Origin of the sequence: Hwanghaeella grinnelliae, from assembly GCF_004005845.1 — a bacterium.
In the GTDB taxonomy this organism is placed as follows: domain Bacteria; phylum Pseudomonadota; class Alphaproteobacteria; order UBA8366; family Aestuariispiraceae; genus Hwanghaeella; species Hwanghaeella grinnelliae.
Genome location: NZ_SADE01000001.1, coordinates 407,417 through 428,018 on the forward strand (window position 1 = coordinate 407,417; position 20,602 = coordinate 428,018).

Annotated in this window: 12 protein-coding genes; 7 read left to right on the forward strand and 5 right to left on the reverse strand. The window is 58.9% G+C overall.

Annotated features, from left to right (window positions below; genetic code table 11):
- Positions 1–130: 130 nt before the first annotated feature.
- The 4 genes from EOI86_RS01785 to prfB all read left to right on the forward strand — a co-directional run bounded on the left by EOI86_RS01785 (position 131) and on the right by prfB (position 8,714).
- Positions 131–2,617 carry a penicillin-binding protein 1A gene (locus tag EOI86_RS01785; RefSeq protein WP_127763432.1) on the forward strand — a complete coding sequence of 829 codons (2,487 nt, stop codon included), beginning with the start codon at positions 131–133 and terminating at the stop codon, positions 2,615–2,617.
- Between the two features lie 223 nt (positions 2,618–2,840).
- The gene (locus tag EOI86_RS01790) at positions 2,841–4,004 is read left to right on the forward strand and encodes a GGDEF/EAL domain-containing response regulator (protein ID WP_127763433.1); all 1,164 of its coding nucleotides are present in this window, start codon (positions 2,841–2,843) and stop codon (positions 4,002–4,004) included.
- Positions 4,005–4,057: 53 nt separating this feature from the next.
- Entirely contained in the window at positions 4,058–7,453 is a 3,396-nt protein-coding gene (locus EOI86_RS01795; RefSeq protein WP_161973655.1) for a PAS domain-containing hybrid sensor histidine kinase/response regulator, read from the forward strand.
- Between the two features lie 129 nt (positions 7,454–7,582).
- Positions 7,583–8,714 (forward strand): peptide chain release factor 2 gene (gene prfB / locus EOI86_RS01800; RefSeq protein ID WP_127763435.1). Its coding sequence is split into 2 segments (ribosomal slippage): positions 7,583–7,651 and positions 7,653–8,714, totalling 1,131 coding nucleotides; the frame shifts between segments, so codons are not numbered across the junction.
- Positions 8,715–8,717: 3 nt separating this feature from the next.
- Here the strand turns inward: prfB and EOI86_RS01805 are convergent.
- Complete coding sequence (locus EOI86_RS01805) at positions 8,718–9,602, reverse strand: alpha/beta fold hydrolase (RefSeq protein WP_127763436.1); 885 nt, start codon at positions 9,600–9,602, stop codon at positions 8,718–8,720.
- A gap of 48 nt (positions 9,603–9,650) precedes the next feature.
- Positions 9,651–10,601, reverse strand: coding sequence for a DMT family transporter (locus EOI86_RS01810; RefSeq protein ID WP_127763437.1), 951 nt, complete (start codon positions 10,599–10,601; stop codon positions 9,651–9,653).
- A gap of 268 nt (positions 10,602–10,869) precedes the next feature.
- Between EOI86_RS01810 and EOI86_RS01815 the strand changes: the two genes are divergently transcribed.
- The gene (locus EOI86_RS01815) at positions 10,870–11,430 is read left to right on the forward strand and encodes a DUF2062 domain-containing protein (RefSeq protein ID WP_127763438.1); all 561 of its coding nucleotides are present in this window, start codon (positions 10,870–10,872) and stop codon (positions 11,428–11,430) included.
- Between the two features lie 30 nt (positions 11,431–11,460).
- Here EOI86_RS01815 and EOI86_RS01820 read toward each other — a convergent pair whose 3' ends face one another.
- Together EOI86_RS01820 and bcp are read right to left on the reverse strand one after the other, a co-directional pair.
- Positions 11,461–12,267, reverse strand: coding sequence for a ferritin-like domain-containing protein (locus tag EOI86_RS01820; protein ID WP_127763439.1), 807 nt, complete (start codon positions 12,265–12,267; stop codon positions 11,461–11,463).
- 13 nt (positions 12,268–12,280) lie between these two features.
- Positions 12,281–12,745 (reverse strand): thioredoxin-dependent thiol peroxidase, encoded by a 465-nt coding sequence (gene bcp / locus EOI86_RS01825; protein WP_127763440.1) that lies wholly within the window; start codon positions 12,743–12,745, stop codon positions 12,281–12,283.
- 223 nt (positions 12,746–12,968) lie between these two features.
- Between bcp and EOI86_RS01830 the strand changes: the two genes are divergently transcribed.
- Positions 12,969–13,952, forward strand: coding sequence for an NAD(P)-dependent oxidoreductase (locus EOI86_RS01830; RefSeq protein WP_127763441.1), 984 nt, complete (start codon positions 12,969–12,971; stop codon positions 13,950–13,952).
- Here the strand turns inward: EOI86_RS01830 and EOI86_RS01835 are convergent.
- Positions 13,931–16,969 carry a bifunctional [glutamine synthetase] adenylyltransferase/[glutamine synthetase]-adenylyl-L-tyrosine phosphorylase gene (locus EOI86_RS01835; protein WP_127763442.1) on the reverse strand — a complete coding sequence of 1,013 codons (3,039 nt, stop codon included), beginning with the start codon at positions 16,967–16,969 and terminating at the stop codon, positions 13,931–13,933. The genes EOI86_RS01830 and EOI86_RS01835 overlap by 22 nt on opposite strands.
- Before the next feature lie 332 nt (positions 16,970–17,301).
- Between EOI86_RS01835 and EOI86_RS01840 the strand changes: the two genes are divergently transcribed.
- Positions 17,302–20,577 (forward strand): YhdP family protein, encoded by a 3,276-nt coding sequence (locus EOI86_RS01840; RefSeq protein ID WP_150132792.1) that lies wholly within the window; start codon positions 17,302–17,304, stop codon positions 20,575–20,577.
- The last annotated feature ends 25 nt before the right edge of the window (positions 20,578–20,602 follow it).

The following is a 20,602-nucleotide window of genomic DNA, read 5'->3' on the forward strand; positions in this document are numbered from 1 at the left end:
TTTTGTTCGGAATTTTGCCACATTCGCGCGGTATATCGGCGCGATGCGGTTGTATCGGCGTGGAACCCGTGGTTTTTGCGGGCCAAGCGGCCTAGCGTGCGGTGCAGGGTCTGACTTCATTGGGTGATAAATGCGTTTGATCAGAGTATTGCTGGGCCTTCTGGGTATTGGCGTCTTCGTTTGCTTTCTGGGCGTGGCGGCGGTTGCGTATGGGTTTTGGCATTACGGTCAGGGATTGCCGGAATACAAGCAGCTGGTGGACTACGAACCGCCGACGGCTACGCGCGTGCATGCGGGTGACGGACGCCTGATTGCCGAATATGCCACGGAAAACCGCGTTTTCGTTCCAATCAAGTCGATACCGCGGCACGTTGTTCAAGCCTTCGTCTCGGCGGAGGATCAAAACTTCTTCAGCCATCCCGGCGTCGACTTCATTGCCTTGGCGCGCGCCGTGGTCACGAATATCCAGATCAAGCTGCGTGGCGGGGGACGTCCCGTGGGCGCGTCGACCATCACGCAACAGGTCGCGAAGAACTTTCTGCTCAGCAACGAAGTCTCGATCGAACGCAAGGCGAAAGAAGCGATCCTTGCGCTCCGGATAGAACGTGTGCTCAGCAAAGAGCGCATTCTGGAACTCTATCTTAACGAGATCTATCTCGGTTACGGGTCCTACGGAGTGGCCGCGGCGGCGCTGAACTACTTCGATAAATCGCTGGCCGACCTGACGATCGAAGAGGCCGCCTATCTGGCCGGCTTGGCGAAAGGGCCGCGTAACTACCATCCCGTTTATCGCTATGACGACGCCATCGTGCGGCGGAACTATGTCATCGGCCGTATGGCGAAGGATAAGTTCATCAGCAACGAAGAGGCCCGTATGGCGATGGCAGCGCCGCTGACCGTTGTGCCGCCGCGCGATGTGCTCTCCGTCGAGGCGCGCTACTTCGTGGAAGAAGTGCGGCGTGAATTGGTCGACCAATTCGGCATCGGCCGGGTAAACGAGGGCGGCCTTTCGGTTCGCTCTACACTCGACTCGGAATTGCAGGAAATCGCGCGCACGGTTCTTCGCGATGGGCTGGTTGCTTATGATCGTCGCCACGGATATCGGGGGCCGGTCGCGCAGATCGGCATTGAGGGAAATTGGCAAGCGTCACTCGGCGAAGCTCAGATTCCACCTGACATCGACCCCTGGCAGCCTGCGGTCGTGCTCTCTTTGGACGGAAAAAAGGTCCAGCTGGGGTTCGCGGACGGCACCGAGGGGACCTTGCCGCTGGGCGAGATGCGGTGGGCGCGTAAAGCGTTGGACGATCAGGCGCGGGGCTCGGCGGTGAAAAAACCGGGCGACGTTGTCGCGCCCGGCGATGTCATCCTCGTGGAAGCCGTGCTGTTCAAGGAGCCGGATAAGGAAGGCGGCAATCCCGAACCTTATCCGCCGGGAACCTATGCGCTGCGGCAAGTGCCGGCGGTCAACGGCGGGATTGTCGCGATCGATCCCCATACCGGGCGCGTTTTGGCGATGCAGGGCGGCTGGAGCTATGACGACAGCGAGTTCAACAGGGCGACGCAGGCGACGCGGCAGCCCGGATCCGCGATCAAGCCTTTCGTATACCTGACAGCGCTGGAAAATGGGTTCACGCCCGCGACCATGATCTTGGATGCCCCTTTTGTGCTGGATCAAGGGCCGGGCCTCAAGAAATGGAAACCGTCGAATTTTTCTCGAAAGTTCTATGGGCCCAGCCCCATGCGGGTAGGGATCGAACGGTCGCGCAACCTTATGACCGTCCGGTTGGCGCAAGCCGTTGGCATGGACGCGGTGGTCAAGACCGTCGAGGATTTCGGCATCATGCAGGACATGCCCAAGCAATTGTCCATGGCCTTGGGCGCGGGTGAAACCCGACTACTGAATATCACAACCGCTTACGCGATGTTGGTGAACGGTGGGAAGAAGCTAACCCCGACCCTGATAGACAGGGTCCAGGATCGTGACGGGCGGACTGTTTTCCGTCACGACAATCGGGACTGTCCCGCTTGCCGTAATACCGAATGGACCGGGCAGGCGGTTCCGGCACCGCCGGACAATCGCCCTCAACTGGTCGATCCCATCAGCGCCTATCAGGTAACGAGCATGCTGGAAGGCGTCGTGCAGAGGGGTACCGGGCGGCGCATCCGGGCATTAGGCAAGCCGCTTGCCGGGAAGACCGGCACTACGAATGACAGCCGCGATACCTGGTTCGTCGGTTTCGCCCCTGATTTGGCGGTCGGTGTCTTCGTCGGGTTCGACAATCCCATACCGCTCGGTAAACAGCCTTGGGGTGGGCAAGAGACGGGGTCATCCGTCGCTGCGCCGATCTTCAAAGCGTTCATGGGCGAAGCATTGAAAGACAAACCGGCGATCCCCTTCCGCACGCCGCCCGGCGCCTTGTTGGTGCGGATCGATGCGGAAACGGGTCTCTCCGCAGGTCCGGGAACGAAGAACGTCATTATGGAAGCGTTCAAACCGGGTACCGCGCCTTCCACCTCGGGTTCCGGGATTTTCATCGACGGGTCCGATGTGGATGGCACCACGCCCGGGGCCGGCGGTGCCGCCGGCGGGTCGGGAAGCGCAACGGGTTTATACTGATCGTGACTATTGTCTCGGCTCGGTTGAAAATCATCCACAATACGGTTGGAAATGCGGCGTGGCTTTGGTCCAGGTTCCAGCGAAGGACTATCGGTAACTAATATTTAACTCCTTCAACGCTAGACGTTAGCAGGCAACAGGGTGCTGTGAAGATACCCGACGCGTCTGTCAGGTAAGTCGTTTGGTGACGGTCGGGAAAATACCCGCCGGTTGGGAGAGTTTCATGACGAGCCGCAAGCTCATCGTTCTGGATGACGATGATATCGCCCGCGAAATTGTCTCCGCGAGTGCGCAGCGCGCCGGCTTTGCCTGTGTCGGATACTCTTCGGCCGCCGAATTGCGCATGGAGGACAATCTCCATGATTTCGATTTGCTCGTTCTCGACCTGAATTTGCTGGATACAGACGGGGTAGAGGTCCTGCAGTATCTTAGCGGTCAGGAATTCAAGGCTCCCATCCTCTTGGTTAGCAGTCTCGAAGAACGAGTCCTCTATTCCACCCTGCGTGTCGGTTCCTCCCTTGGACTTCAATTGCTGGACCCCGTCCGCAAGCCGCTGCGGCCTTCCGAATTGGGGAATATTCTCGCGTCGATTTCGACGGTTAGTGCGCCGTTGCGGCAGGAGGATCTAAAAAAGGGACTCCAGGAAAGTCAGTTCCGAGTCGCATACCAGCCGAAAGTATCGTTGCAGGATGGACGCGTCGTCGGTGCGGAAGCCTTGGCCAGATGGACGCACCCGGACCGCGGCCCGATATCACCGGCGGATTTTATTGCATTGGCGGAAGACGGCCCCCTGATTGCGGACCTCACCTATTTCGTGGCCGGGACGGCCTTTGAAGACTGCAGGTCGTGGTCCAATACGGGTTTTCATCTGTCTGTCGCGGTCAACGTATCGGCAAAATCGCTGACCGACCGCTCCTTCAGCGACAAGTTGGCGGAGCTTGTTCGCGACAGCAGCCTGCAGACTGATCAGATTACCCTGGAAATCACCGAAACCTCGGCCATGTCCGATGCCTCGGCGATGTTGGCGATGCTGACGCAATTGCGGATTCGTGGGTTCAACCTCAGCATGGATGACTTCGGCACCGGTTATTCCAGCCTGATGCAATTGCACAGGCTGCCGTTCTCAGAGGTCAAAATCGATAGAACCTTCATCCACGGCATGGATACAGATCAGGAGGCGCGGGTTATTTCCCGGGCGATGATCGGGCTTGGCCATAACCTGGGAATGCGCGTTGTGGCGGAAGGCATTGAGACCAAGGGCGTCATGCAGATGTTGCAGGAAGAAGGCTGCGATATCGGGCAGGGCTATTATCTGGGCAAACCTATGTGGCATCATGAGTTCCTGGATTGGTTGGGAGACTCTGCCGTCGCAGTTCCAGCGGAATGAACACTGTCCGAAACGACACAGACCAGACTATCGAAACCGTTCCCCGGAACGAGGTGAGCGAGGGTCAACTCGCCGGCCTCGAACTGTCCAAACGGCCGATCTGGATCTGGGACTTGAAAAGTGAACGGATCGAATGGGCGAACACGGCCGCTCTTGAATTCTGGCAAGTTCCCGATATCGAAACCTTGCGGCCCAAAAGTGAGCTGAAGTCCACCGCGGCCAGAATGCGTGTTGCTGGCTATGGCGACCGGACCGCGGCTGGTGAAGTCGTCGACGAAGATTGGACCATGTATCCCGGCGGCAAGCCGGTTTCCGTCCGTATCATCGCGTCCGGCTGTCGTTTTCGCGGTGACGATGCCTTGATATGCGAGGCGGTCGAAGGTGTCACTGCGACCAAGGAAGCCGGCGCCTACGCGCTGCGGGCCTTTGCCGAAACCTTCCACGTGTCGCCAATCGCGGAAATCGTCTGCAACATCGACGGCCGGATACGTTTTCTGAATACGGCGGCGATGAACGCGTTCAGTGTCATGGCCGGTGCCCGATTGGCCGATATAGCCGACGACAACACCGCAGCGGAATTAGAGCAGTTTCTGGATGTGCACCTGGGCGAATCCTACCTGACGAGGGATGTGAAGTTTGGGGACGACCACGACGCGCGCTGGTGGCGGATCATCGCGCAGGCCGGCAAAGATACGACAACCGGCGAGGATGCGGTCTATCTCTATTTGCTCGACGTGACGGTCGAACGGGAGGCCGCCCAAGCGCTTTCCGCCCAGGAAAAGATGTTCGCAATGGCGTTCAACGCCCTGCCTCTTGGCTTTGCGCTGAAAGACAGTGAAGCCCGATACATTTTTGCCAACAAGTTCTTGGAACGGCAATTCGGCAAGCCTCACATGGAACTTATAGGCAAAACGATTGCCGAAGTCTCTGACTTCGATGGCGTGTACAACGCGCTAGAGTTCGATTTAGAGGCTTTGAGAACCGGAGAATCCAGCCGAATTCATGAAGTTCATCCCATTGGTGATCAGATGCGCCACATTTTGCGTGGCCGGGAAGTCGTCGATGGTTTGGACGGAAACAATTGGCTGCTGAGTTTCGGCCTCGACGTTACAGACCAAGTGCTGGCGCAAGAAGATTTGCAGTCGGAAAAGGATTTCATCCAGGCCGTTTTGGACACGGCGCCGATACTTGTCTTCACGCGCAAGCAGAACGGCGATTTCGGTTTCATGAACCGGGCAGCGAGTCAGTTCCTGGAGGATAAGCCGAGCCTCGTTCTCGGTCTTGATCCATTGGGAAGGGGACGAAGTGACGGCCAGAGTGACGCGGAGGCCAGCGTTTATACTCTGGTTGAGCAGCGCCAGGACCGTGTGACCACGGAAACGGTCTACCGCACGGCCGCCGGCGAGGAGCGGTCCTTCCGCACCACCAGTCTGCCCCTGAACCGGTCGAAAGGTGATCTGGAGGTGTTGTCCGTCTCCGTCGACATCACAGAGTTGCGGCGGGCGCGGATGTCAGCCGAACGATCGAATGAAGCCAAGAATGGTTTCCTGGCGGCTATCAGTCACGAGATCCGGACGCCGTTGAACGGCGTTCTGGGTATCGCGCGTTTGCTCGAAGATACGCGCCTCGACCGCGACCAGGCGCAGATGGTGCGGACGGTGCAGGAATCCGGTCAGCATCTATTGTCGCTGATCAACGACATTCTGGATTTTTCCAAGATCGAGGCGGGTGCTGTCACATTGGAAGAAGAGTCTTTCGACCTTCATTCCTCGCTCACCTACATCGCCGACATTCTATCGCCGCGCGCGCAGCAGGCGGGCATCGATGTCGTCTTTACCGTCGATGGATCCGTTCCCCGGGGGCTGACTGGTGATCTGGGCCGGGTCCGACAAATCCTGGTGAACTTGATCGGGAATTCGATCAAATTCACGAAGCAGGGCGGTGTTCATCTCGCTGTTGATGTCGCTAAACGGAACGGCGAATTGGTGACGCTAAGCTTCGCGGTTACTGACACCGGAATCGGTATTCCGGAACAGGCGCTGCCGACATTGTTCGATCCGTTCACACAGGTCGATTCCAGCGCGGCCCGGCGGTATGAGGGCGCGGGTCTTGGGCTCGCGATTTGCATGCGGCTGGCCACTTTGATGAACGGCGAATTGGATGTGGCCAGCAAGCTCGGCTCCGGCAGTACCTTTACCGTGACCATTCCGTTCATCGTAACGGAAGGTGCCGCCGAAAACGATTTGAACCTGTCGAACCCCCTTGAAAAGCTGCAGGTCAGCCTGGTCGGATTTTCACCTCTGGTCACCAATGCATTGGCGAAGCAGGTCCGGGGGTGGGGTGGGACGCCTTCCGTCTTCGGGGCGATTTCCGATATCCCCGATCCGTCCGCATCAGATTTAATGATCATGCCGGAACATGCGGCGCGGAACGGTGGGACTTCATCCGCTGCGGATATTTGCCCGACATTGCTTCTGCTCGAATGGACGGAATCACAAGCCAAGATTTCGGATTCAAGGTATGAGACGATGCGCCAACCCGTCTCGGCGATGAAACTTGCCGGTGCGATCAAGCGCTTGTTGTCGGGAGGCGGCGGGGGCGATCTGCCGGAGGAAGAGGCGCTTCAAGCACAAGAGAATGCGGAACAGCTTGCCAGCGACACGGCCTCCGCGTTGCAGATACTTGCCCAGAAGAAAGCCAAATCAATGCGGATCCTCATTGCCGAGGATAACAACGTCAACCAATACGTCATCGGACAGATGGTGCGGAATGTCGGGCATACGGCGGACATCGTCGGGAATGGATTGGAAGCGGTTCAGGCAGCCTCCTCGCTGCCCTACGATGTCATTCTGATGGATGTTCGGATGCCGGAAATGGACGGGATCGTCGCGACCGGAAAAATCAGGGAACTTCCGGGGGCGGCCGGGAAGATTCCGATCATCGCGATGACCGGCGATGTTCTGCAAGACACGGTCGACGCCTGTTTCAAGGCCGGAATGGACGGCTATATCGCCAAACCGTTCGACCGCGACGTGTTGATGGCGGAACTGGCGAACCTGGTCGGGAGTGGACGTGTTTCGGATGCCCAGACGATGAGCGCCACCCTGCCGTTGGCCGACGAGATCGACGAGGAAATGGTCTTTGAAATGTTGCAGGTCCTCGGCAGTGCCGATTACATGAGGCTACTGGACCAAACCGTGACGCGCACCAAAACGGTGATTGAGGAAATGCTGCAGGCAGCCGCTGTCCGCGGAACCGACGATTTGGTTCAGAAGGCCCATGCGTTGCAATCCTCGCTAGGCCATCTTGGCCTCAAACATGCGCGGGATGTTTGCCTTTTCATCGAACAGAATGCCCCGAAGCGCGAGATGTCGGAAATTACCGCCGAAATCAATAAATTGGGCGAGGTCGTGGAACGCGGCGTTGCGCGCATTAAGTCGGACCAATAAGGCTCTCCGAAAGGGGCACCTCACCGACATGGTGGGGCTTGTCACGCTTGGCGCTATCTTCTAAACGCCTTTGGTAATGATGAGTGGGCGCGCGCCCATGCGATCTATCGGCAACGAGGAAACGTTTTCATGCGGGCTGAAATTCAGACTGTCGTCGACGAACTCAAGCAGTCATTGGAACTGCTGAGGAGGCATCTTTGACTTGGAGAATTCCAAGAAACGCCTGCTTGAACTGAATGCCAGGGTCGAAGACCCGACCCTTTGGGACAATGCCGCCGAAGCGCAGAAACTGATGCGTGAACGGTCCTCCCTCGATAGCCGGATCAGCGGATTCGAGGAACTTGAGAACGGTCTGAACGACAATGTCGAACTGATCGAAATGGGGGAGGCCGAAGGCGATGCGGATGTCGTCACCGAGGCCGAGGACGCGCTGATCGCATTGGGCGACAATGCGCGCAAACTTCAGATCGCAAGCATGTTGTCGGGTGAAGCGGACGGCAACAATTGCTTCCTTGAAGTTCATGCAGGCGCAGGCGGCACCGAGTCCCAGGACTGGGCCAGCATGCTGTTGCGGATGTATAGCCGCTGGTGCGATCAAAACGGCTACAAAACCCAGATCATCGAAGAAAGCCCCGGTGAAGAAGCGGGCATCAAATCCGCAACGCTGAAGATCGAAGGACCGGACGCCTATGGCTGGCTGAAAACGGAAACAGGGGTTCATCGCTTGGTCCGTATTTCGCCCTTCGACTCAAACGCGCGGCGACATACAAGCTTCTCCTCCGTCACGGTCTATCCCGAGATCGACGATTCAATCGAAATCGAGATTGAGGATAAGGATCTGCGGGTCGACACCTATCGCGCCTCGGGCGCCGGCGGGCAGCATGTCAACAAGACCGACAGTGCGATCCGCCTGACCCATATCCCCACGGGTATTGTCGTCCAGTGTCAGAACGATCGTTCGCAGCATAAAAACCGTGCGCAGGCCATGAAAATGATGGAAGCGCGCCTTTATGAAAGAGAACTGCGCGAACGGGAAGAGGCCGCCCAAGCGGAGCACGAGGCAAAGACCGATATCGGTTGGGGCCATCAGCTTCGCTCATACGTCTTGCAGCCCTATCAGATGGTGAAGGACCTTCGCACAGGGGTCGAAAAGGGGAACGCCCAAGGCGTCCTGGACGGCGACCTGTCGGAATATCTGGAAGCGGCGCTTGCGATGAAGGTGGAAGGGGGCCCGAGCGGCCCGGTCGAAGATATCGACTAGAGCCTATTCCTCCAGGAAGAAATCGAGCAAGAGCCGGGCGGTTTCGTCCGGCTTTTCTTCCGCCAGAAAGTGGCCGCAATCGGGGATCGCCTGTCCGCGAACATCGGCTGCGCGGTCGCGCCAGCAGGCCAGCACGTCGTATTGCGCTTCCATCACCGCGGCCCCACCCCAGATCGCGAGAAGAGGACAAGCGATCTTGGTCGCCAAATCCGCCTCATCATGTTCCAGATCGATGGTGGCCGCCGCGCGATAGTCTTCACAGGACGCAAGGATCATCGCGGGGTTGTTCCAGCAGCGCTGATACTCCGCATAGGCTTCCGGATCGAAATAGCTGTTGCCTTGAGGGGACAGGCTGCCGGTTTTGAAACCGTAGTAGAAATCCGGGTCTCGGCCGATCAGCGTTTCCGGCAGCGGGTTGGGCTGCGCCAGGAAGAACCAATGGTAATAGGCCATCGCGATTCCCTGATGCGAGTCGGAAAAGATCTTGTGGGTCGGCACGATGTCGAGCACCGCAAGACGCCGGACCCGGTCCGGATGGTCCAGCGTTAGCCGGTGCGCGACACGCCCACCGCGGTCATGCCCGGCCAGCAAAAATTCCTCGAATCCAAGGGCCTGCATCACAGCGACCAGATCGGCGGCGCTTGCGCGCTTGGAATAGGGGTAATGGTCGGGCGTTGTTTCGGGCTTACCGCTGTCGCCATAGCCCCGCAGGTCAGGTGTGACGACGGTGAAGTGTTCAGCCAGTTTCGGCGCCACCTTGTGCCACATTGCATGGGTCTGAGGGTAGCCGTGCAACAGCAATAAGGGCGGCCCGTCGCCGCCGATACGCAAATTGATTTCCGTTTCTGGTGCTTCGATACGCTTTTGCTCGAAACCGTTGAACAGCATGGTGAACCTCCCCTTGCGGTGTCGCCGGTTTGCCTTTCGGCCCGGCTATTATGATTTGGGTCGCCGGTTGGCCAGGTAAATCCCCGGCAGGACAAGCGCAGCACCGATCAGATGATAACTCTGCAAGGTCTCCCCCAAAAAGAACCAAGCGAGAAAGGCGACATAAACCGGTCCCATATACAGGATCAGGCTGCCGCGTGCGGCACCCAGGACCGCTTGTGCCTTGGCATAGGCCTGATATGCACCGAAACCCGGCAACAGGATCAGCAAGACAATCGCCGTGATACCGTCCTGCGTCATAGGCATCGGTTTGATGGTCAGCGTTTCCCAAACATAGAACGGTGCCAAAAGAAGTGTGCCGGCGCCGCAGATCGCGGTGAACCGGGTCATCATGCCCATCGCGCTTGGCCGGTACTTCATCATGATCGCGTAGATTGCCCATCCGGCGACCGCCCCCATGATCCAAAGGTCGCCGATGGTGAATTGCAGGTTCTTGAAAGCGCTCAAGTCTCCGCGTGCGATAATCCAAAGCACCCCCGCAAGGGAGATCAGCCCGCCGACCACCTGAACGGCCGTCAGGCGTTCGCCGTAAAACCTCCACGCCAGAAAAACGATCATCACCGGGGCTGAAGCATAGAGTAGACCGATATTGGTAGCCGTCGTCGTTTCCGCGCCGATATAGACGAAAGCGCCACAGATCCCCATCCCCAAGGCGCCAAGAACTAACAGATCCTTCCATTCCCGCCTAACGTCATGGCGATGCTGCCATAGTTTCGGGCCGCGGATCATCAGCATCAGGATCAGCACGCCGAACCACCGCCAGAAGGCCAAGGCGACAGGGGGCGCGGTATCGGCCATCCAACGCGCGACAAGCATGTTGGCGCCGAACATCGCGGGCGCGGTCAGCAAAAGAGCATAGGCGACCTGACGTTCGCTGAACCCGGCAAAGCCGTGCTCCTGCGGGGCTTGGTCACCGCCGGAAATGGGGGCGTTTGACATGATGCTCTTGATATAGTGGCAACGGGGATACCGCCAGCGCAGGGGCGGGAAAAAGCTTTATGATACGATTCCAGTTAAATGCTCGTGACCAAGTGTGGACGGGTCGTCATTTATCACTATTGTTTAACCTGTCTCTGGTATGGATAGCGTGGCGTAGGGGCCTAACCGCGTGTTCTCTTTCCGAGACTGGGAGCAATGTGGTGTCTGTCCAGGTACGGTTTCCGTGAATAGAAGTTGGCTAGGTCGTAAAAGCAGGAACTTCGCGCGAATGCTGCGACGTCGCCTGGTCGTGCCTATGTTCTCCAACAAACGCCCGCCTGAATTCGCGGCGCGCGGTGTATTGTTCGGTATCTTCTTCGCGTTCACGCCCTTGGTCGGCGTACAATTGGCCGTGATCCTGGCTTTCTGGTCCTTCGTCCGTGCGTTCGTTCCGCGCTGGGACTTCAATCTGATCGTGGCCATGGCCTGGATCTGGACCACCAATGTCTTCACGCTGGGGCCGATCTATTACGGCTTCGTTCTGACCGGCCAGATCATGTTGGGCCGTTGGGACGAACCGCTGGGTTACGAAGCCTTCACCACACGGCTGCATGAACTGCTCGCGGCACATACCGATGCCAGCGCGTTGCAGGAATTCTGGTACGGCACGATCAGTGTCTTGGATGCGTTCGGCCTGCCGCTGTTTCTGGGATGTGTGCCTTGGGCCGTGGGCTTGGCTGTCGCGGGGTATTTCTGGTCGCTGCGCTTTGTGCGTCGTCGGCATGAAACCCGGGCTGCCCGCCGCGCAAGCCGCCGCGAACGCAGCCGTTTCGCCCGGCAAGGTGCCTGACGCCCCAGCGGTTTTCGGTTTTCAGATTTTTCAGACCAGGGCGCCGTAGAAGTCGGGCGGCATGCCGGCTTTTGTCCGGCTGTCTTCATTGAAAGGCGGCTTCAGCATGCCCTTGAAATTGGCGCTGACAAGGTCCCGCCAAGTCTCTGCGGGGTCCTGGCCCCGATGCAGGCACAACCAATCGAACCACCGCTTGCCCGCGGCCACGTGGGTGATTTCGTCATCATGGATGATCTGCAAACGGTCCGCGCTGTCGTCGTCGCCCGCGGCCCGCAATTTCGCGATCATTGCCGGGGTGACGTCCAACCCACGCGCTTCCAATACCAGCGGCACGATGGCCAGCCGTGTCAGCAGATCATGGGCCGTGTCCCTGGAGGCCTGCCACAAACCGTCATGCGCCGGCAGGTCGCCATAGGCGCTGCCCAGTTCTTCCAGCCGTTCGGCTAGAAGCAAGAAATGCTTCGCTTCGTCATCCGCCACTTGAACCCAATCGTCCAGGAACGCTTTGGGAGGTTCCGGCCTGCTTGGGGCGAAACGCGCGACGATGTCCCAGGCCAGATCGATGGCGTTCAACTCAATATGGGCAAGCGCGTGCAGAAGGGCCGCGCGCCCGGCCGTGCCCTGGTTGATCTTGCGCTTTTTTACCTTGCCGGGATTGACCAAATCCGGCTTTGCCGGGCGCCCCGGCCGGTCCGGCGGCGGTGCCGATCCGACCTCAGTAACCGCCCCATCACGCCACATGGCCGCATAGCGGCGCGTCAGGCCCGCCTTCTCCGCCGGGTCCGTCGTTTCAAGTGCGGATACCGCCAAGGCGGTCAGGCTTTGGTGTTCAGGCAAAAGGCCTCTCGCCTCAAAGTGTTTTGGCGGCGTCCAGCACTTCCTGTGCGTGGCCGTTGACCTTTACCTTGGGCCAAGCCTTTGCGACCTTGCCGTCGGGCCCGATCAGGTAGGTGGACCGGATAATTCCTTCGAATTCCTTGCCGTACATCTTCTTCACGCCCCAAGCGCCGAACTTTTCGCAGACATCCGAGCCTTCGTCGGAGGCGAGGGCAAAGTTCAATTCCTGCTTGGCCTTGAAGTTGTCGTGCTTTTTTACGGAGTCCTTGCTGATCCCGATGATCGTTGCGCCGATTTTGTCGAAATCACCTTTCAGATCTCGGAAGTCCTTCGCTTCGGTTGTGCAGCCCGGTGTGTTGTCCTTGGGATAGAAATAGACGACGACCGGCGATCCTTTGAGATCGGCCAGCGTGACGGACCCACCGCCATCGGTCGGCAGGGTGAAATTCGGGGCGGTGTCGCCTTCTTGCAGCGCCATGGCGGGTCTCCTGTCGGTGTTTATGTTTTCGCATACAGAGTTACAGGATTGATACGCCGTCGATCAATCATCGGATCGGCACTAGGGCGTATCAGTTGGGCATATTCGGCCAGGGTGCTTTTCGCTGCGGGACCTTTCCGGGGTTCCGACGAAGGCTTAGTCTAGCCGCAAAGATCATGGCGGCCGCAATTTGCGGGTATAAGACGAGAAGAGGGAAAATCGCATGACAGTCTTGCTGGTAGGGTCGGTGGCACAGGCCGGACAATCCGTCGTTGAGCGCGAGTTGGGCGGGAAGATCCCGGTCGATGCTGTAATGCTGAACGATCCCGACAAGGAAGCGGTTGCCGCTAAATTCGCCGCGGCCCGGATGATTGTCTCTCCCGCCTATCGTGCGGAATTCCCCTCGTCCCCCAAGCTGGAAATGTTGCATGCGCCGAATGCGGGGCTCGATTCGATCGAATTCGATGCCCTGCCGCCTGGGACGCGTGTCTGCAATGTCTTCGAACACCATATCGGGATCGGCGAATACGTGCTGGCCGGGATGCTGCGCTCGGTGATCGACCTCGATGCCCGCAGCCGCAAGTTCAAGGACGGTTTGAACTGGGAAGACACCCCGCGTCTTGGCGCGCCGACACGTGGCGAGTTGAGCGGCAAGACCCTGCTGAGCATCGGCTATGGCACGATCGGTCAAGCGGTTGCGGAACGGGCCCGGCCTTTTGGTGTCCGGATTGAAGCGGTGACGCGGACCCCGCGCGCGATGACCCCCAAACCGGACAAAATGGCCGGCTATGACAGCATGAAGCAAATGATCGGCGATGCCGATTTCGTGCTGATCGCCTGTCCCCTCAATGACGAAACCGAAGCCATGTTCGATGTGGACCTGATTGGGGCGATGAAGCCTTCGGCCATCCTGATCAATGTGGCACGCGGCAAGATCGTGGCGGAAAAGCCGCTTTACGATGCCTTGGCCCAGGGACGGATCGGCGGTGCGGTGCTGGATACGTGGTGGGACTATCCGACGACCGAAAACCAGAACGTCAAACCGTCGGCCTGCCCCTTCTGGGACTTGGACAACGTCGTGATGACGCCCCATTGCTCCGGCTGGACGGATGGTTTGATCGAGCGCCGATTCAAGATCGTTGCCGAGAACGCCCGCCGGCTTTTTGCCGGCGAGGATCTGATCAATCAGGTTTTTCCCGAGCTGTGACCCGGATCGCCGAACTCGCCCTGGGACCCGTCGCCGGCCCCTAATTCCACCCGTGCCTGTTCGGCCGGCTCGGCGATGATCTCCTGGTAACGTTGCTGAACTGTCTCCGCCACCTCGGCGATATGGGCTCGCAAGGAAGGGAAGTCCTCAAAACCGCCGCAATGGGCCAACAGCGCTTTTTGCCCGTCGGGTGCTTTTTCTTCGTCCAATCCTTCTTGTGCGGTCAGGCGAATAGCCGCCTGAAGGTTCCGCCATAATCGCAAGGCGGATCGAAGCTCTTCCGCGACCGTATCGTCCAGATAGCCGGCATCCGCCAACTTTACCAAGGCAGTGCCGGTATTGGTGGAAAGTATGTCCTTCCCCTCCGCTGCGTACCGCAATTGCAGATACTGGGAGATGAATTCGATATCGACCAAGCCACCGTGCCGGTGTTTGATTTCCCAAGGTTTGTCACCGGGATACTGTTTGCGGATCCGCTGGCGCATGGTGTCGACATCGCGGACAAGTGCCTTTGCGTCACGCGGCTGCCGGATGGCGTCTTCGATGATCCGGGTTAGTACCGTTTGCAAACCGGCTGGGCCGTAAATCGTCCGCGCGCGTGTCAGTGCCATGAATTCCCAGGTCCAGGCCTCGCCCTGATAGTAGTTCTTGAATCCATCGAATTGGGTGCATACCGGCCCCGACCGACCATTGGGCCGAAGTCTTGTGTCGACTTCGTAGAGGTTCCCTTCGCCGGTTTGTGAGGTGATAGCCGTGACCAAGCGTTGGCCGAGGCGTGAGAAATAGACCATGGGGGTCAGCGCGCGTGTCCCGTCGGACCCGTCAATATCCGCGGGCACGTTGTAGACGAAAACCAAGTCCAAGTCGGACATTGGCGCCATTTCCCGCCCGCCCAACTTGCCGAAGGCAAGAACAGCCAGTCCCGTTTCGCCCTCAGCGCTTTCGCCAGGCCAGCCGCCATGGGGGTCGCGGAATTCCCGGGTCACGGATTCTGTCAGGGCACCGACCGCCGTTTCCGCCACTGATGTCAGAATTGGACCGGCCTCTTCACCCGTGCGGCGCCCTTGCAGCAATTCGACACCGGTCTGGAACCGGCGGTCGTTTGCCCAACGGATGACGATATCGAGTATGTCCTGGAAGTCCCGGGCCTGCCCCAATGCATGGTCCAGCGTTTGTTTCATTTCGCGTCGGTCTGCTTCATCCGTGGACCAGTCGTCGCTGATCACCCCATCGAGAAGGGAGGGATGCCGCGATAACCAGATCGCCAAACGCGGAGCGTTGCCCATGATTTCGGAAACCATGTCCAGAAGTGACGGGTTGGAATGAAAAAGTGAAAGCAGCTGCACACCCGACGGCAACTCACCCAGGAAATCGTCAAACCTGTTGAACGCTTGCATCGGGTTCGTCGTGGCGGCGAGGCTTTCCAGCAGGCGCGGCATCAGTTCGGTCAGAAGCTGCCGGGCACGTTCGCTTCTGGTAGAGCGATAGCGCCCATGGTGCCAGACGCGGATGCGCCCAATCACATGGGATGCGTCCTCGAACCCCATATCGGTTAAAGTTTCCACCGTTTCCGGGTCGTCCTCGACACCGGTGAAGACCAGCGACCGTCCGCCGCTGCCCAGGTCCGGCTCGTCTTCGAAAAGTTGGGAATATTCCTGCTCTACCTGACGCAGATGGCGAAGAAGATCGGCGCGGAAGGCATCGGCGTCGTCGTAGCCCATGAAAACGCCGATGGCGTCAACGCCCTCCCATGTCGCGGGCATTTTCTGGGTCTGTTCATCCATCACCATTTGCAAGCGATGTTCCAAGGTACGCAGGAAATCATAGCTTTCTCGCAGCCGGGCGGCGGCCTCATGGGTGGTGTGGCCTTCCTCCGCCAATTGATCAATGGCCTCAAGTGTCTTGCGCATGCGCAAGCTGGGTGTACGCCCGCCCCAGATCAGTTGTTGGGTCTGGGCGAAAAACTCGATCTCCCGAATGCCGCCGCGGCCGAGCTTCACGTTGTGCCCTTCGATGGCGACCTGCCCACCGCCGCGATGGGCATTGATCTGGCGTTTGATGGAATGGATGTCCGCAACGGCGGCAAAATCCAGGTGCTTCCGCCAGACGAACGGTCGGATATGTTCCAGGAAACGGTATCCCAGGTCGCAATCGCCCGCGACCGGTCGCGCCTTGATCATGGCCGCGCGTTCCCAATTCTGGCCGATTGTTTCGTAATAGGATTCCGCAGCGCCCACGGTCATGGCCAGTGGCGTCATCCCGGGGTCCGGGCGCAATCGAAGATCTGTTCTGAAGACGTACCCGTTCGCGGTGCGCTCATGCATCAGGTTGACGATGGTCTGGGTGGCGCGGACCATGTCTTGGCGCAAACGGTCGGAATCCTTGGGCTTCAGCCGTTCGGGCTCGTACAAGGCGATGATGTCGATATCGCTGGAATAGTTCAGCTCACCGGCTCCCAATTTCCCCATGCCAAGAAGCATGTAGCCGCAATTGTCGAGCGTATCGCCATCCAACTCGACGTCGATTTTACCGCTCGCAACGAGGGAACCGAGTGCATGCCGAACACTGGCATTCAGACAATGTTCCGCCAGGAGGGACAGGGTTCCCGTAATCTCGTGCAGTTTCCATGCGCCCGTCAGGTCCGCCAAGGCGATCAACAAGGCTGCCTGACGCTTGGCGATACGCAGGGCCTTGGACGTGGCCGCCTGCGGCTCGGCGGGATTTATTTGCCGGATGCCCTCGAATATGGCGTCCCGCGCGCCTACATATCCGGTGTCGGGAAGGTCCAGCAGAAAACCGACCTCCTTGACCGCGAGTTGCGTCAGAAAGGGACTGTTACCGAACAGCGCATCCAATATCTGCTTGCCGCCGGGCGCGGCCAGGAAGGCTTCGGCCTCCGCCGCTCTCTCCGCGGATTGGGCGGCTTCCAACCATCTTTCCAGGCCAACGGTCGCGGCATGGTCGTCGCCGGCCCGCGGCGGGCGGTCCGGCTCGGGAACAATTGCGGATAGATCCATCAATGCGTCCTGTTCACGTCAGAAAATCTAGGCTAACCCATTGGTCATTCCCAATGGGCGGCAGACTAGGGGAAGTTCGGCCGCTCTCCAAGGTTCGGCAGGTATAGGCCTTACGGCTTGTTCTTGGCGTTTTCCCCGGTGTGTCCTTGGCGCTTCCATTTGGAGTGCGGGCGCGAACATGCTCTATTGCGGCGGAAATCCGTTTCCTTTCCGCAATCATAGAAGAACGGTTCTTGTACTAAGTGCGACGACGCAGCCTACGCATAACTTTAGAAATCGCCGCTGGGCTAATAGCCGGACTGGCTTTCCTTGTGGGCATCGGCTTTTGGCGGTTGTCGCAGGGACCCGTTTCGCTCGCCTTTTTGACGCCCGCCGTGCAGCAGGCCTTGTCGCAGTTCGAAAGCCCGATGGAGATAGAGGTACAGGATACTGTCCTGTCCTGGGGCGGTTGGGACCGGGCGGTCGATATCCTGATCAAGAATGTCACGTTACGGCAGCCCGGTGAGCGCCCGGCGATTGTCTTGCCGGAAGTGTCGGTAGGACTTTCGATCCGTGCGCTTGGCCGTGGGTTGATCGCACCGACCAGTCTGGAGATCTCTTCACCTGAAATCTTGGTGCAGAGGGATGCGGATGGGCGCTTTTCCTTCGGTTTGTCCGCTCAAGACCTTGAGGCGGGAGACAACGAAACGCCAGTCTCCATGTCGGTGCTGGATGCATTTATGCGCCCGCCGGACCCGGACAGCCGATTGGCCTATCTCACCAAGGTCGGCATTCTGAACGCGACCGTCACGGTCAGCGATCAAGTTGCAGGACTGACTTGGCGGATGCCACAGTCCAACATCATCCTCGTCCGGGAAGGGAACGAGCTGCGCGGCAATGTCAGTTCCATTTTGACCGCGGTAGGCCAGGAAACGCCGATATCCGCCGTGATGCTGCGATCCCTGGATACGAGGGCGATGTCCTTCACCCTGAGTTTCGAAGAATTAGATCCAGCATTGGTCGCCAGGGCGATCCCGGAAGCTTCTTTCCTGAAGGATGTTCAAACGTCCCTGACAGGGTCGGTGAAGGCGAGCCTTCTGTTGGACGGCAGACCGCGAGACGCCGAAATCAATTTGCGCGGCGATTTCGGCCGCATGGTCCTCAACCTGGATTTGGACGAGGAAACGCCTGTCCTGACCGCTGGGCTGAAACTGTTCGACGTCGATACGAAGAGGTTGGCGGCGATCAGCCCGCTGTTGGCGGATTTGAAGCCGCTGGCGACACGGCTGGACGGGACCGCCGCGCTGACGACGACGACCGCGGGCGATATCATTGCCGCCGATTTCGCCGTGACGGGCGGGCAGGGTGAGCTTGATCTTTCGGACTTCGACATTGAGCCGCTTGCGCTTCGGGGGTTGGCCCTGTCCGGCCGTGTCGACGCGGATCTTATGTCGATCGTGCTTGAAGAAGCGCGTGTCGACTTTCTAGAGGAGACCTCACTTGCCGTGCGAGGGGCCGCGGTGAAGGACGGCAACGCCTATGCGGTCGACCTTGCTGGCGATGTTACGTCGTTTTCGGCAAATGCACTTGAATTGCTTTGGCCGGAGACGATCAAAGGCGGTGCGCGCAGTTGGGTTCTTCCCAATATCCCAAAAGCGCTGGTGCCGTCCGCGACGATCGAAGTGCGCGGGCGCGTGCCTTTGGATGACCCGGCGGCGATAGAGCTGGATCAATTCGGTGGATCGATGGAAATCCGTGACGCCACGGTTCATTATTTTCGGCCCTTGCCGCCGGTCGTCGGCATCTCAGGCCGGGCGGAATTCGGCCCCGGCTATTTCAATATCACGACGGAAGGCGGGCAGGTCGGCAAGAATATTAAGCTGGGGGCCGGCCGGGTTGATTTGACGGAACTCGATACGCTCGAAAACGCCAGCGTGTCCGTTGCCCTGGAAACACCCCTCAGGGATGCGCTTCAACTGCTTGACCAGAAGCCGCTCGGTTTGATCACCAAGCTTGATATCGATCCAAACGACTTGGCTGGGGAAGGAAATGTCGAGACGTCCTTCAAGTTCAGGCTGTTGAACTCTCTAAAAGCGGATGACGTGATTTATGCCGCGCGGGCTTCGATGCGGAATGTGTCGATGAAGAACGCGCCGCTGGATTCGACGATTTCCAATGGCGTGCTCAATTTGGATTTGAACACTTCCGGGATGACGATTTCCGGCAATGCCGAAATGAACGGTGAACCGGTGCTGATCGACTGGCAGGAGAATTTCAAGGACACACAGGACCTGCGCTCGCGCTATGACGTGACCGGTATCGTCGATGACGAGTTCCTGCGCGGCGTGGGTATCGATTTCGATCCTTATATCAAGGGATCCGCCAAAATAGACCTGACTTATCAATCCTTCCGCCGCCACCCGGCCATGCTCGACATTGCCGCAGAGGTGACGGAGTCGGTGATTACCGCGGACGTCTTGAATTGGGCGAAACCCAAGGGTGTTCCGGGGGACCTTTCGTTGCGGATGGTCTTCCTGCCGGAAGGCGGTGCGCGGTTGGAGGATGTCGTCCTGAAGACCGACGAATTGGATGGGACGGGTACGGTTCTATTAGGGCAGGACTTTTCCACGATCATGCGGGTCGATATCGATCACCTGAGTTATCGGGGGAACGATGCCAAGGGCGTCATCAAGCGCCGGACGGACGGCGGGTTGAGTATCGATGCTGAAGGCAAACGCTTCGACATCAATCATTTTCTTGAACCCGATCGTGGCGATCCCACTGAAGAGGAACCCGGCCTGCCATTCGACCTGATGGCGAGTTTTGACGAGATTGTGGCCGGCGCGCAGAGGCGCCTTCAGGATGTCGCGGTCACTATGGCGCATGATGGTGACGATGTCCTGGCCCTTCGGTTGGATGCAAGGGTATCGGATGGCAGCGCGCTCTTGATCCGGCTGGAACCGGCGGGGCCGGGGCAGACCTTGAATGTATCGGCCGATAACGCCGGCGCTGCGCTGGATGCCTTTAACTGGACGAACCGGATCCGTGGCGGTCAGCTTTCCGTCCAGGCACAGCGAAAGACGTTGGATGCACCGATGACCGGCACCGTTCTGGTCGAGGATTTTTCGCTAAGCAATGCGCCGGCAATCGCCAAGTTGTTGGAGTTCATGTCGCTTACCGGAATTCTTTCCGCCTTTTCTGAAGCCGGTTTGGCATTTGACGAGATGGCGGCGAATTTCAGTTTCGACGACGGCTTTTTGGAGTTCGAAGACGCCCGCGCTTACGGAAGTTCCATAGGGATCACGGGAACCGGCCATATCGACACGGATGCCGAATTCGTCGCTGTGGAAGGCACCGTGGTGCCCGCCTATTCGGTCAACCGTGTCCTGGGTGCGATCCCGCTGATCGGTCCCTTGGTTGTCGGCGGGGAAGGTCAGGGGCTGTTTGCGGCGAACTACAAAATCGACGGTCCACTCGAAGATCCCGAGGTTGCGGTCAATCCGCTCTCCGCACTGGCACCGAGTTTCCTGCGGCGTTTGTTCAAGGCGGATACGGAGCCGGTTGAGCCGCTTGATACCGGACGCGACGATTCCGGCGGGACGACGGGACCGGCGATCGGCGGCAATTGACGGGCAGGCGCCGATCGACGGCGCG